The following is a 14,530-nucleotide window of genomic DNA, read 5'->3' on the forward strand; positions in this document are numbered from 1 at the left end:
GCACTTCCGCAAACATAAAGCCTAGCAACAGTGTCATTGATAATTTAATGAAAAAACGCATTCCCTTCCTTCTCTCATCCCCATTTAACTTATTGTACACCATGGATTATTAATTTTTATTTGCCCTGTACGTTTGCAGCATGCTACTTTAATCATAATAACTGATATCGCAGGGAGAAAGTAGCCAAAATTTGGCTCATTTCCCATGAATAATTATAATTAAACTTATATGACTCGTTTTTTATCCCTTCTTTTTTTATTACTCACACTTCCAGTTAAGGCCCAGCCGTTAATCATCGGCATAGTTAATAATGATCCACCGTTTGCCTTGCAGGCCAGCACGAGTCATTATTTTGGATTTGATATTGAGCTGATGAGTTCTATCTGCCAAGAAATGAACGTAGAGTGCCAATTTAAGCCAATGGTCTTCAATGCACTTTTTAGCGAAATCAACAAGGGAAATATTGATCTAGCTATTGCAGCCATTACCATTACCAATGAAAGACAACACCAATTTCTTTTTAGCCTCCCCTACTTAAGCAGTCAAGGAAGTTTTATCATACGAAAGAACAGTAAAATAAAGACAATAAAGCAATTGGCAAATAAAACGATAGGAATCACTACGGGCGCAGTCTTTAGACATTGGATAAATCAATACTTACCCCAAGCTATTATCAAAGAATACCCAACTACCGAACAATTATTAAGTGCGTTAAATCAAAAACATGTGGACAGCATCTTAATGGATGATTTTTCCACTGATTATTGGGTGAGCAATAATCCGTCTTCCTTTAAAGGAATTGGTAAACCCTTTGCAATTGGGATAGGCTATGGAATTATGGCAAAACTTGGCTCTTTGCCCCGAATAAATGGTGTAAACACTGCAATAACAAAAATTCAAGACAACGGAATATTTCTCTCACTTTATAGAAAATATTTCCATACAATACCCATGCATGATTAGCCTAATACCCTTTTGTCAAAATAATTAATAAGTTAGGATGTCTATTTATAGTCATTTTAAACTCAAAGACTTTAGTAGCTCTATGTAATACCTATTAAAGAACTATTTCCATAGTCCATAAAAAATGAAATGACCAGGTTTCAAGAAATTGACTTTTTAAATCTTTTGCTACGCTTTAAGGATAATTTTCCAACTCAAACTCCTTGAATTGGAAAGACATTTTGTTAGCCTTCTTTTAATTCAGTAAATTTTCCCATAGCTGCCTTTTGTAACTGTTCAAAATCATCTTGAGTAAACTTAAGTAGTTCTACAGACATATTTTTAATTAATGCATTCATCTGAATAATTAATTGTTGGCAATGTTGTTCAATTAAATTGGGGCCTTGCTGCCTCTCATTCCAATGTTGCATACCAATATGAATTAATTGATTAATTATACTCGACATGGAATCATCATACTGCGCCGCTAGTGATGAAATACGGTTGTGTAGATTATCAGACAATGAAATCGTTAATCGTGACATGGCTTTCTCCAATTTATAGCTCTAATTCTTTGATAAAATTTTTGGTTTTTTCAATAAATACTTTGCCACTCTCATCTTTAGTGAAAGAGAGCTCCTCAATTTTATTTAATTGTCTCAATGAGTTTATTCGTTCATTTTGCAATTCAAATTGAATCTTTTTATCAATAGCCGGCTTAATGGAAAATTGATGATTATGTGTAAAACGCGATACATGTTGATTTAATTTGTGACTAGAAATCACATCCAGTGAAGCACGCTTTTCATCTGAGTTTTTTTGAATCGCCTGAACCAATTGCTCTTTATTGTCCGTCACCAAAGTCATTCCATGAATAGCCCTGGAAATTTGTACATAAAAATTTTTCATGGTCGCACTAAAGCGGTGATAGGATTCCATAAGGCCAATTCCATAAGGCGCGTCTTTTCCTTGAACTTTGTAATTAGTAAGAACATAACTGTAATCAAGATGGTTTAAGGCTGGATGCGCTTTTTGAATACTAAAAATTGCTCCTTCTTGATTTTTAAACACAATGTCATGTTCTTTGATTTCATGCACTTTGGCGCATTGCCCATTGCGAAGATCTAATTCTTTAAAATTGCGCGTCCACATCACTTTATCGCCTTTAAGAAGCTCCAATTCCTTGGCTTGATACAATTCAATAATGCGCTCAAAAGGACCGCTATGGGTTTTATAAGCAGGAAGATTTTTAAGAGGAAAGTTGAAAGATTTTCCCTCCGTATTAATCAAAAGAAGTACATTATCCCTATAATGCTTTTTGGTCATTTGCCCTACAGTAAAATAAGCTCCCTGCTTAATACCCTTGTTAAAGTTTTGATTAAAACGTACAACATCTCCTTTCTGGTAGTAAGAAACAAATCGTTGCTGTACCGCTTCAATGGATTTGGGATGCAAAACTTTTTGAATAAGAGCATCTCCGTTTAAACTGCTTTCTTGTTTTAAACCTCCTCGAAGAATTTGAGTAATGGCTTTCCTATTAGCATGGGTTGGTGCAAATAAAAGTGTTTCATCGCGTTGCTTTGGTGATAAAGACAGCCAATGCTCTGCAATCCATTGGATTCGCTTTTCATATGTAGGTAGTATTTGCACATTAAGCCTTTCTATTGCACCTTGAACATCCCCTTTCGTAGCACAAATCACTGCTTCTTTAGCTTTTTGATTTTGCTGCCGTACAATTTCATCCATTACCGATGTTTCAATGCCATAGTCTTGGGCAAGGCTAAAAATACGCCCTGTGTTCACACTGGGGAGTTGCGCTTTATCCCCTACCAATATAAGACGCGCACCGGTGCGTTCAATTTGCTTCAACAGCTCATGACCTTGGTGAGAAGAAAGCATGGAGGCTTCATCGACTATAAAGAGCGTTTTAAATAAAGAACCCGTCGGAGCTTCTTTTAATTCTTGATGTACAATTGGAAAAACATCGGTACGAATACCTGCTTTAGTCTGTAATTCGTGCGCTGCAGAGCTTGCAACGGTAATTCCTCGTAGCATATAGCCTTTCTCTTCAATTAAAGTCTTGGCTTCTGCAAGCATCGAGGTTTTTGCAACTCCTGCAAAACCTTGAATGGCGCTAAAACGGTCTTGGGAAGTAAGTAACGCAATCATCGACTGTTTTTGTGACTGGGTCATAGGATAGATTAAATAGCTTGCCCGTTTTTGTTGAAAAGACTTTATGTGTTGGCGTGAAGCAATTGCAGGAACCACTCCTTTATTGTGTTCAATCCGCGCAATTGTTTCTGCCTCAAGGGTTAAAAGCCACGGGGTGGTATACACCGTTTGTTGGGTTTCCGGACATTTGGCTTCATAAAGTGTTTGTGCTTTGTTTTCCTGCTCAATGGCTGCAAGAAGCTCCTTTTGTGTAATCGATTGAGGTGCAATTAAGCTGTGTTTCATGGATTCTGTCAGGAGTTGGCGCTCACTAAAAAAAGCAGTGCGTTGGCTTAGCCTTTCAACAGCAACATGCACACAGGCACGTGCAGCATCAAGTTCTGAGGTATTTTGTTTTTTAAAGTGATTGATTAGGTTATGTACTTTTTCTTTAAGTGCAGAAAAGAAACTGTTTGTCTCAAGTTGTTGATTCCGATTTTTTAAAAATTCATGTGCATCAAACCCCAATGTATGAGCTCGTTCCTGCCATTCTTGCTTCAGTACATGAATATCCTGCTCTTCCTTATTCTGGCGAGTAAGCAAATTAGCTGCCGAAGCACTTTTAGCCCCTGACCAGCCCTTCTCGCTTAAATGCGCTTCAATCTCCCCCCTTCTTCTGGAAAACGCGCGTAACACATCCTCTGGAATCCCATCAATTTCAAATAACCCATCTCCGCTCAAACGAAGAGAAAATCCGGCTTCTTTTAAGGAATTAGCTAAGTGCTGTCGATAAATTAAACCACAATAATGTGCATTATTTTGGATTTGCTCGAGCACTCCTTTGTTTCTTGAGGGGTCACTTGCTAAGGACTTAAATTTTCCATTGTGAAAGGTAAGATTCATCGTGACACAATGAGTGTGTAGTGCCGGGTCGTTGGCACGCGAACTGGGTTGCCTAAACGCAGCAACACATAAATTATCCGTCTTCTCAAAAATAATCGCTTCATCACGAACACTTCGTGTTTGGGAAAACTCTTTCTCAATTTGCGAAATGGCATACTGAACTGCTTGGTCATGAAAAGAAATCAGCTCTGGTGCTACTCCAAGTCCCACCAGCAGTGAAACGCTTTTAGGGGCTGAAAAGGTCATATCAAAACCTGGGCGATGTACCCCTTGGCGATTTTGCAGTTTTTGGCCATTAGGTAAGGCTCCTTCTAAAAGTGCTAGCATCTCTTCTTTTTCAACCATGCCGCTTAACTTTAAATGTTCGGCTGCTTTTCCCAGCCACTGCATGGCTGTGGCATCACCAGTGTAATAGTTAAATGCTGCAGTATAATAGTCTGCGGCTCCTTGAGCTGATTTTAAGGGTTGTACACTGAGCATAGGCTTAATCCATGTATTCAATTAAATGAGATTTTTTGTTCTTTTGAACGAGTTCTTCACCCTTTTGGTTTATCAACTTGGGGTTAGTTTCTACTGTTTCTTCTCTGTTCAACGCTTCAGGAATCGTGCGCTCGATATAACCAGAACAGTGTTTCGGACGTTGATTGAGCTTAAGGGATAACTGGGTGACCGGATAAGGACCAGGAAGCCGTACGAAACAATGCAAATCCTGAAGCTCCATAAGCTCTGAATAAGCAACAATGGGACGCGTTACTCGCTGGCTTCCTAAAGAAATCCCATCACGAATACTGTTCGCGCCATAGGAATAATTTTCCCGTGACTCCTCGATTTCTTCTTCGCCGAGTTCCTGAGCGACAAGACGCGCCATATCACTGCTTGGACTGCGAAAGAAAAAACGCGTATTGAGCAAATCAAAAAGCTCGCGCGCCCCGCTTTGTCCATATACTTTGGTGAGCTGAGCAAAGCTTTGCATCCCTAAAAGAAAGCAGCCACCAAATTTGCGTACCTCAGCTATGGTCTCACCCAATAAAGGCAGTTTATGCAAACTGGGTAACTCATCGCAGACAAACCAAATGCGTCGATTTCTGTCGGGAGTTAAACTTAAAAGTGTTAGAGATGCCATGGCAAGCCACATAGACATCAGCGGTTTTAAGGTTTTATGTTGCTCCCCATTAGACGAAATAAAAAACCATCCTTGACGTTGATCATCTAAAATGTAATCCCGAATAGAAAATGAAGGCTTATTCTCATGCTCAAGCCCTAATAGAGACTGCAGGGATTTCAGATAAGTGGTGATAACTGAACGAATGGAAATCGCCGTTTTTTCTATTTTCCCACTGACTAAAGTCGCTGCCGCCGTACCTGCTACATAAGCTTCCAAAGTAGCAAATTCACCCGTTAATAAAAGTCGCAAGAGTTTGTCCAGTGAGCGTTCGGAGTCATGACGCATGGTCGCTGCAACCGATGCAAAGACCGTTCGCGCTGCATTCACCCAAAACGGGTCAGATTCCCCATGCATGGGAATAAGGCTTTCTGCCATATTTTCAAAATCAGAATCGCGAGGTGCTTCAGCCCACATATCCCAATTAGGGCAGCGTACATCAAAGGGATTTAAAACTACATCGCATTCTTCTTGAAAATAATGGGAGATAAAAGAGCATCCCTTATCATAAATAATAACTCTATCTCCGCGTGCACGTAAGACATCCAATATCTTCATGATGAGCTGACTTTTTCCAGTACCTACTGTGCCATGCACTAATAGATGCTGTACTTCACTGCCATAGATTAAAGGAAAGCCATCAATGTGAATGTCTGAATGAACACCATCCTTTAAAATGAGTGCTCTGACTTGCTCAGTTGTATCCATCCTGCTTCCACGAATGAATTGATGCTTGCTTTGTTCCTTACCTCGGCGAATAAAATAAATACCAAGCACTATCCCCAGCAAAAATGCAACAGCAAAAGCTCCTAATGCGGATTGCCCCATGAGCCGGGTTATTTCATAAGCATTTTCTTTGTAATAGGGGTAATTGAGAATTTGCTGGACGTTTTGTAAATAGGTTTTGCCATGAAAAGAAAGATGAAAAACATGACTTTGACCCACACCATTTAAAAATTGCGCCCAATAATAAGCATACACATGGTGTAGTTTTTCAAAAGAGGTCACACTCCAAATAATAAGCCCCGTGAGTACCACCCATAAAAACAGACAAATCAATACCAAGGATTTAGTGATTTGATCCCACATCCTTAAGTTATGGAAACTGATTTGCCCACCCCGCGTATAGTGTTTAAAATTAGGCTCATTTTGCATGATGTTTCTTCCTCTACCTTTTTTCAGGCAAAGCAGTGGCTACCACTGCATGTTGTTCTGGTTGTTAATTGGTTATTTTGTTTTTTATTGGGTCATCGAAGAATTTAAGTACCCTTTTTTCCCTTTTTGAAAAAACTCATGTATGACTGAAAAAATGAGAATTAACCCAATTCGGTTCATTTCCATGTTCACCACGAAATAGGTAATCACAAGACTTCCAAAAAATGCTATGCCCACCAAGAAAAAAATGGCAGCAGACTCTCCATAACTTGCAAACATCGCGCAGAACACAGCAAAACTACCGAAGAACAGATAGGCGATGTGCTTTAATTTTTGAGTCAGTATTCGGCCTGTTTTTAATCGGTCTTCCAAATAAAAACGCACAAGAATGCGGAAATTTAAGGCTTGAGTGAGTAATAGCATGGAGCCTAAACTCATAAAAAATGCCATAAGCACGGACTCTTCGACAATTTGCGATACAGCCTCATGCGCAATCGCCTCATTGGACGGGTTATGAACTCCTGCATAAGTCAGTGTGGCTGTGATAATGAGCCAAATTTTCCAAAACCCACTGGCAAATAATTTCAAAAAAGTTCCATAATAAAAGCGGGCAGGAATAATATCGGGATTTAAACTATTGATGAGTTGGACATCCTCATCCAGTGCGAGTTTCAATTCTATTGGGTTCATTTTACTCTCCTTTCGTATGCAGTCCCCAAGTTCTTGGGAGCTTTTCCGTTAAAATCACATTTTTTTGTGCGTCCACCTTTCCTTCGTGTACTGTTTGAACCTCGTTCTCCATTAGATCATGCTGCTCCTTACGAATCAACTGTTCCTGTTGGTTAAGATGCTGTGGCGCTTCTTTAATTTTTTGCTGCACGTTATTGGGTAGTGTGTGCATGTTGTTTGCATCAATGCCGAGCTTAAGTTGATGTGCATCGTGTTCGAGTTCGTGTGTGTTTTTTCGATACATTACACCTAACTGGTTTTCTCGACTCTCAAGACCCTGTTTTGCTTGATGATAAAAGGAATCCACATTTTTTTGTTGCTCTTTAGTGCCGAACTCTGCAATTAATTCATCACGCCTGACTGCAATAAACTCATGCCCCAGTTTTTGAAGTTGATTGAGTGCCTGCATATCCCCGGGACGTGCAAAGAGCTCATCGCGAGCCGCTTCTCCAATTCGCTGAGTTACATAGGCAGGAAATGCCTGATTTAAATCCGTATTCACTTGGGCTGAATGCGACTCAATGAAACTTTTCGCTTTGGAAATTCGCGCCGCTTCCAAGCGGTTGGCATCAACATTATGGCTTGCTGATTCTGCTTCGCGTAAATCAGTGCCCATTTGCTTCGAGAGTGATGCGGCTTCAGAATGACTGTCATCCAAATGATGGGTTTGGGAAAAATGCTGCACGTAATTAAGTGCCTTATTAAAATCTTGGGCTTCGCGTGAAGACAAGCTCCCATCCATGCCTTGATGATAACGATTGCTGCTACTTGAAGAACGGTCAAATTTAAGATGTGCATCCCCTCCTGCATGCAACCCCGTTCCCCATTGAGCTAATTTACCAAAAATGCTGCGATTGGTATTGATGCCTGAATGGGCTCCCCAACCACCACTGGTTAAGTGAGTTAATGCATCTTCCTTGCTTACTCCCATACGTTGCGCCACATCTTCGGCTATGTGACTTAAGGTTGAGAGCGCTTTGGAGTATTGGCTTGATTCACTTTCAGAAACTCCTTGACCTAGGCGCATATCATGTCCTTGGAGTTGAGACAGTTGCACTGCACGATGAGCAAAACGTGATAATGCCGATTGATAATGATTGGTTTCATTAAGGGCTGCTTGAGATGATTTTTCATAGGCTTGGTTCAGTGAGGCACTTAAACCTTCGGCAGTGTTTATGGAAACTGCACTTCGGGTCATGCCTGGACTTACATCAAAAATACGCTCACCATTACCGGAAATGGTTTTTAATACCCCACTTCCTAATTGCTCGGTCTGCATTCCATGTAGATGGCTCCAATTGGAATCGTGTTTGTTAGCAGAGAAATTATTGGCCGTGGTGTTATAGAAACTTGTTTGACCTAGGGCAAAAGAGCCGCCGGCAGCTTCTCCTGCCACCGACATGCTCGAGCCTTGCATGTGGCTCATCATAGAGGTTGCGAGATTGCTAAATGCCCCGCCCAAATTGGAAACTAAGCCATGTGATAAAAAGGGAATGAGCATCATCAAATAACCGCAGGCACCAGAAATATCCGCGTGCAACTCATCAATTTGATTGAGATTAACCATGGTAAATTGCCCGTATTCGCCTGAGGATGAAGCGCCATAAATGGTCATGCCTGCATTGAGAATGGCAAAGAGCACTGGCCAAAACTGCAAGGACATAAAAAATTGCAAATAGCCATACAAAATTCGTACCCCACCAGGAAGTGTAGTTAAAGCAATAATTAAAGGGAACACTCCAAATAATAAAAGCGTCAAACACGTATGGGTAATCGGTAAAATCCAAAGTGCTTTTTGCCCGAGCACCTCCCAACTCCAGCGATGCTGCACTTGGGACTTGGTGAACTGTTGATTGACGACACCTGCCGTAGCATCGGTAAAGGCTTGATATTGTCCTATGCCTTCTTTCATGGCATTAATCATCATACTTTGTAAAAAGACATTACTCGCGGAATCGGTAAGCCCCTGATAATAATCAAAAGCAGATTTCAGATGGGTACTGAACAATGCTTCATAGGTTGTATCCTTGGGTTTGCCAAATAAATTGACACCAAAAAAGGTATAGGCCTTTTTAATTTCGCTATCCAGTTTTTTGCGAAGACTAGTTTGTCCGTCGGGTTTGGAGGCTTCAGCACAGGTGACAAGGTTTCCATTCACCGCGAGCATGCGAAGGGGTGAGGCTTTAGCACTGATTAAATCCCAGAGATTGGTGGAATGTGCCAAATCACCCACGGAGTATTTGCGATTCATGCGAATATCCCCTACCACACACACGCGAAAATATTCATTCATCTCTTCTTTAAGTACCGGGTCGATGATGCGAAAACTGGTTGCCGCTTGAATAAGGCGTGAGCCAAACAAAGCTCCTGTTTGGGTGTACTGTAAATCATCAGGCATAGTAAGTAAGGCATCATAACTTTGCGCTAATCCATAACCGATGGTGGTCACAAGACTTGCACTTAACGCAAAGACAACAGGGACGTTATCAACTAATTTAGGGTTTTGGGCAGAAATATCATCGATTAAGACCGAGGTTTTAGGCAAAAGGATGAGATTTACAAACAACACATAACCTAAGAACCAATGGGCAAAGCTCATCGGATTTCTCGTTTTTAAATAACCAACGGTGGCCATAACGATACCTATAAGTGCAGTAATACGCAGTAATCCTAAAAAACTGTCCTGTTTCATAAACGAAGTTACTGCATTAAGCACATGTTGGACGAGTTCGCCACCTGCAAGCACATGAATGGTTATCATCTTCTTATGCTCCTGCACTGTTCATGCTGGCAGCCACCTGCTTTTCAATCTGTGCCATGCGCTCAACCAGTGCCAATTTTTGTTGCAGCTTATGACCTACTTTAGGATCGAGTGAGCTCACAACTGTAGTAGCTCGATTAATTCGTTTTTGTATTTCTTTCACTAAATCAGCGTTTAATTCAGAGCCTGCTGTAGCTTGACTGACTTCCGTAAGTAGCTCGGTGAGGTAATTGGTCAGTAAATCTTGAGCAATCAGCATTGAATACTCCTCAATATCTACGGTGGTGCCTGCATAGCGCATGCTGTTTAATACGGATAAAAATTTCATCACGGGAAGTGAAGTCATACTTAAGAAATTCAATTCACGATTGCCTGGTTTCTCATCATTAAGCAGCTTGGTATTGATGGTGCGAATAATGTCACGAACTTTATAGGTTAATGTTGCGGTTTCGGGTATGGAAATATCTTGAAGACTTACTTGCAAGCAGGCATTGGTGCTTTCTGCATCTTTGCAGCGCCATATTTTGGCCTGGTGGGTACCGGCAGTCCCAATAAGTGCGTTGATTAAACCAGCATTGCCCACAAGTGAGGGCACATTGGTTACTTTACCTTGGCCATCGATAATCAGCGTTCCGGTAAGGCTCATCACCATTTCAGACAGTTCGCGGTCAGCACTTAAAAACGATTTCGATTGTAAAATAGACCACACAAGGTTTTTATTTAACACTACCTGTTTTTTACGTTCGGGATCGCTCGATGCTTTACTCATCACACTATCAAAACCAGTTCCAGAACAGACCATACGTGCTTTGACGTAATCACTGAATAATCCTTCTTTGCCCATGGCTGCTTGGTCTTTACAGATTTTTTGCTGGCTTTCTGCAGTTTTTGGCCAGACACCACCCACCATATTTTGGGACAACTGACAGGAATTGATGCTCGCTTGATTGGCCATTTGTTCCAATTGCTGCAAGTAATCTCGAACTTGTTTCAGCTCAGGAACAGTTGATGCCAGCATTACATCTACGGCATAAGCGCCGGCATTGGTCATCACTGATTTGCCTAAATCCACAAGCTTTTGTTCGCTTAAAAAACTCATACTGCCGGTAAATAAATCGATCCCCCCACATCCTGCACGGTAACTGGGTAAGTCCAATTGTACCAGCTGATATTGACGCACTTGATTGCGCGCATAAAGAGAGCCTCCACCAAAAAATCCTGCTGCTTGCGATTCAAAAGCAGCAGGAGAGGTTACATTCGATGCATAGCCAATGCCATTAAAGAAATTATCTAAATCGGTGCTAACACTAGCCTGTGTCAATGAAACCACACTCAACAGCACAAAGCTTACTATCAATTTGTTCATAGCATCACTCCCCTGCGTTCATAAGATGTAATTTTGGGAATGAGGCGCTCCATACGATAATTTAATTCGTCTTGGGTCATAGACCCAAATCCAACAGGAAACAGCATCTTTGTTTTGGGATTCACAACAAACAATGCAGGATAGTTAATGGGTTGTCCTTGGAAAGCTGCGTTAATCCATTCAGTAGTAGCAGGTAAAAAGTTTGGAAATTCAGGCAAGGGTAGATTGTCAAATGCTAAGGGAAGCACCTCAACTTCATTCTGCACAACCCATGATTTAAGAATGGGTGCAAATTGGTGGCAATGAGGACATGTGCTTGCATAAAAGAGAATGAGTCCATGTTCTCTAAAAAAGCCGTGCTGTTGTGTTTTGGGTTCTTTTTTGACTGTATGTTGTAGCGAGCCCTCTTCCTTGGAAGCAATAATCTTCGTAAACCATGCGGAACTTTCTGCGTGCACAGTAAATGTGCTTATAGTCAGAATAAGTACGGTAATAATCAAGCGTCCTTTCATCCTTGTTCTCCTTGAAACTGAGTGGCTACCTGTACGAGTCGCTCCATTAATACATCCTGCGTGGTTAAACCATACGCCACGGACTCTGTTTTACGGGATAGTGGGTTTACCAAAAGGAGTGCAGGAAAATAATGCACGCCAAGATGATTTGCTTGCCCTGAGTCAATTTTTGAGTGAGGGAATTCAGGTGAAATCACCCCATCCACACTAATGGCCATTAAAGTCAAACGAAACCGATGACAAAAATCAGCAAGAATGGGAATTTGCTTGAGGTCATAAGGACTTTTGCCACGATAGAAAAACAATAATCCATGGGATTTGGCGAGAGTTGTGATTACTTCTATACGATGCGACTCACGTACTTCATCGGTGATTTTAGTACCCATGTTCGATGTAGGATGAGTCACTGTATAATCGTATTGGGGATGAGCAAGCATCGTTTTTTGAAATAAGGTTTTAAAACGCGTTGACTCATTGAGCCAGTAATCTTGAAGGCTCAGAAAAACACGCATGTCTTCAATCTTTTTGGTGTACCGTGCTTTATGCAAGGCTTCCATGGTATAGAAACGAAGTACCGCATCGCGTTCAGTAAAACTAAGCCGGTTAAAGGGAGTGCCTCCAGGCACTGGTTGTCTTGTCTTTTTCTGTTCCTTTTCGATGCTGTACCAAAGAAAACCGACCGGTTTCTCGGCGAGCACACTAAGCGAATTAAGGAATATCAAAAGTAAAATGCCCCATTTAATCATGTGCACGCCCCATCTGTTTTAAACGCTCGATATGCGACTGATTGACCGCAGATACTTGCCCATCATTTGGCAGTACTTTACGATTCATGAGTTCTTGGGTAATAGGAGATAAATCTAAGGCAGAAAAATTAATGCGTTCGAGTTCTTCTGGAGTAATACCACGACAATTGGCTTTATTATCCTCATCTTTTGCCCAACCAAAGTGAATGCCTAACTGATAAAAACGTCCTTGAATTTGCAGGATGGAAGCCAATTTTGTTGGGAAAACACACCATGATTCTTTTTCCTCCAGGCAAAGTCCTAGCTTTTTTAAAGCACAAAAAGTTCCTACTTTGTATGCTCTGCCCTCTTCCTTAGCTTTGGCAAGCCGCTTCTCATCGTCACTGCAATGAGTCATTTGGTAGCTGCCATGACAACAATTACGTGTATTGGCAACCACTTTGCGACAGGTTGAATTTGTTCCAGTGAAAATCGCAGGCACCCCACTGCGAACTTGCTTGGTTGCGACATCAGATGCCACACCAGCAAGAGCCCCTAGGCGTGACAAGCCTTCAGCCGCATCATCACTTTCTTCCTCAAAAGACAAGTCACAGGATCCATCGCTGCAGGGTATTTTGTCAGGACAAATGGTTTTTTCTGGAAAACACACCTGATTCATACAGGAAAATGTTTGTAAGAAGCGAGTGCATAATCCATTGGACGCATTAAGACACCGGGAACTCACTTGCGAACAGCCGGCCTGAAGCAAAGGCATGCAATAACTGTTTTCTAAGTAAGAGCATTGATAATTCGAAGCATGACCCCAGCACGGTCTGGTAATGGCAATGCCCTCCATGATTTTTGTGGCATTCGGTTCAAGACATGAATTGGTGTTCGTTAAAACACAGGTATCTGAGGTGTTTTTGTCGCAGGCTTGCGTGACCCAAGACTCTTCACTTACCTGTTGCGTCAATGTCATCCTAAGCGGTATCGGTGCCTTAATTATTTTTCCTAAGGACACCGTCACTGTGGGGTCTTTGCAGGTAGGATTTTTTATGATTTGCAGCACTTTATTGTGATACATCACCACCAGATTTAATGCTTCACACGCAGGGCTTATTTCGGCAAGATTTGCTTTGCTGCATTTTTTGTTGTGTTTGCCACATTGGGCTAAATGAAACGTTGCACTTCCTTGAGGGAACATGACCTCGCGCGTAAAATTTTGTGTGAGTGGTTTTAGCGTTACCTTAAGCGCTTCACCACAGGAGATATTTTTGTAGCCCACGGTTTCTTCGCAGGTTTTGCTCTCTTGGGTCGATTCACAGAATCCTGGTTCTTTATAGCAAACACCATCTACCGCACTCTCTGGATTTTCAAGCAATTGTTCGGCATAACGCATCTCAGGGCTATTCGGATTGTAGCGTCCTTTAGTGCGAGTTCCTGCGTGTTGGTAAACCTCTAAAGCCTCCGGATTGTGGGACAGTGCGTTTAAGCCTGCAGAAGGCAAAGTGTTCGTTCCTTCTTGCGGGAGATGGCTCGTCTCCTTAGGATTTTGTGTGTATCCATTCAATACGCTTGCAGGACTAAAACCGTTTAAAGCGTGCATCGCTTGTTCGCGCGCCTTTAATGCATCCGCTGGAGTTTGCGCCAATCCCGCGGTAATAAATAGAGAAGAACATAAAATCAAGATGAACTTACTCACCGCTTATCCTCCGAGCATCCTGCATGGACAATTGGGCATCTCCATGACCTGCAATTCGTAACAATCCTTCTTTTAGGGTTAAATGGCCGTAAATCACATCAAAGGAGTTCCCTTCTTCAACAACCAGGGCAGGGACTTGCTGAATCTCAAAACGCTCAAATAAGGTGGGGTCAATGGCTAGATTCAAATTGGGGATTTGCTTGCTTAACTCCATGACCTTGAGTGCAGTATCCCTCATTGAATCGTGATACAACCCATTTAAATATGCAGGAATGTGTAACCTGCTGCTTTCTTTCAGGGTCTGCTCCAAAAGCGCATCCGGCATGGAAAAGCTGATAAACACGGAGACTGTAGAGGCAAAAAGTACCGTATTCGCAAAACATCCCAGTAAAAAAATAATTCCTTTTTTTAGCATGTCAAA

At 41.6% G+C, this 14,530-nt stretch carries 11 protein-coding genes; 1 reads left to right on the forward strand and 10 read right to left on the reverse strand.

What is annotated here, in order from left to right:
* Positions 1-229 precede the first annotated feature (229 nt).
* Positions 230-964, forward strand: coding sequence for a transporter substrate-binding domain-containing protein (locus tag A8O27_RS16515; protein ID WP_082642511.1), 735 nt, complete (start codon positions 230-232; stop codon positions 962-964).
* Positions 965-1,188: 224 nt separating this feature from the next.
* Here the strand turns inward: A8O27_RS16515 and A8O27_RS19150 are convergent, their stop codons facing one another.
* The 10 genes from A8O27_RS19150 to trbC all read right to left on the reverse strand — a co-directional run bounded on the left by A8O27_RS19150 (position 1,189) and on the right by trbC (position 14,524).
* A complete protein-coding gene (locus A8O27_RS19150; protein WP_058461035.1) occupies positions 1,189-1,488 on the reverse strand; it encodes a hypothetical protein in 300 nt (99 codons plus the stop codon).
* Between the two features lie 13 nt (positions 1,489-1,501).
* Positions 1,502-4,477, reverse strand: a complete 2,976-nt coding sequence (mobF, locus tag A8O27_RS16525; protein WP_058461034.1) for a MobF family relaxase — start codon at positions 4,475-4,477, stop codon at positions 1,502-1,504.
* Between the two features lie 4 nt (positions 4,478-4,481).
* Positions 4,482-6,314 (reverse strand): type IV conjugative transfer system coupling protein TraD, encoded by a 1,833-nt coding sequence (gene traD, locus A8O27_RS16530; RefSeq protein ID WP_058461033.1) that lies wholly within the window; start codon positions 6,312-6,314, stop codon positions 4,482-4,484.
* 84 nt (positions 6,315-6,398) lie between these two features.
* Complete coding sequence (locus A8O27_RS16535) at positions 6,399-7,004, reverse strand: hypothetical protein (RefSeq protein WP_058461032.1); 606 nt, start codon at positions 7,002-7,004, stop codon at positions 6,399-6,401.
* 1 nt (position 7,005) lies between these two features.
* Complete coding sequence (gene traG, locus A8O27_RS16540) at positions 7,006-9,804, reverse strand: conjugal transfer mating-pair stabilization protein TraG (protein ID WP_058461031.1); 2,799 nt, start codon at positions 9,802-9,804, stop codon at positions 7,006-7,008.
* Positions 9,805-9,808: 4 nt separating this feature from the next.
* Positions 9,809-11,170, reverse strand: coding sequence for a conjugal transfer protein TraH (locus A8O27_RS16545; RefSeq protein WP_058461030.1), 1,362 nt, complete (start codon positions 11,168-11,170; stop codon positions 9,809-9,811).
* Entirely contained in the window at positions 11,167-11,682 is a 516-nt protein-coding gene (trbB, locus tag A8O27_RS16550; protein ID WP_058461029.1) for a type-F conjugative transfer system pilin assembly thiol-disulfide isomerase TrbB, read from the reverse strand. Before trbB ends, A8O27_RS16545 begins: the two co-directional genes overlap by 4 nt.
* A complete protein-coding gene (traF, locus tag A8O27_RS16555; RefSeq protein WP_058461028.1) occupies positions 11,679-12,428 on the reverse strand; it encodes a type-F conjugative transfer system pilin assembly protein TraF in 750 nt (249 codons plus the stop codon). The genes trbB and traF overlap by 4 nt, the downstream gene beginning before the upstream one ends.
* On the reverse strand, positions 12,421-14,109 hold the full coding sequence (gene traN / locus A8O27_RS16560) for a conjugal transfer protein TraN (protein ID WP_058461027.1): 1,689 nt from the start codon (positions 14,107-14,109) through the stop codon (positions 12,421-12,423). Before traN ends, traF begins: the two co-directional genes overlap by 8 nt.
* The gene (gene trbC, locus A8O27_RS16565; RefSeq protein ID WP_058461026.1) at positions 14,102-14,524 is read right to left on the reverse strand and encodes a type-F conjugative transfer system pilin assembly protein TrbC; all 423 of its coding nucleotides are present in this window, start codon (positions 14,522-14,524) and stop codon (positions 14,102-14,104) included. Before trbC ends, traN begins: the two co-directional genes overlap by 8 nt.
* Positions 14,525-14,530 lie beyond the last annotated feature (6 nt).

Source organism: Legionella bozemanae (assembly GCF_001648595.1).
GTDB lineage: Bacteria > Pseudomonadota > Gammaproteobacteria > Legionellales > Legionellaceae > Legionella > Legionella bozemanae.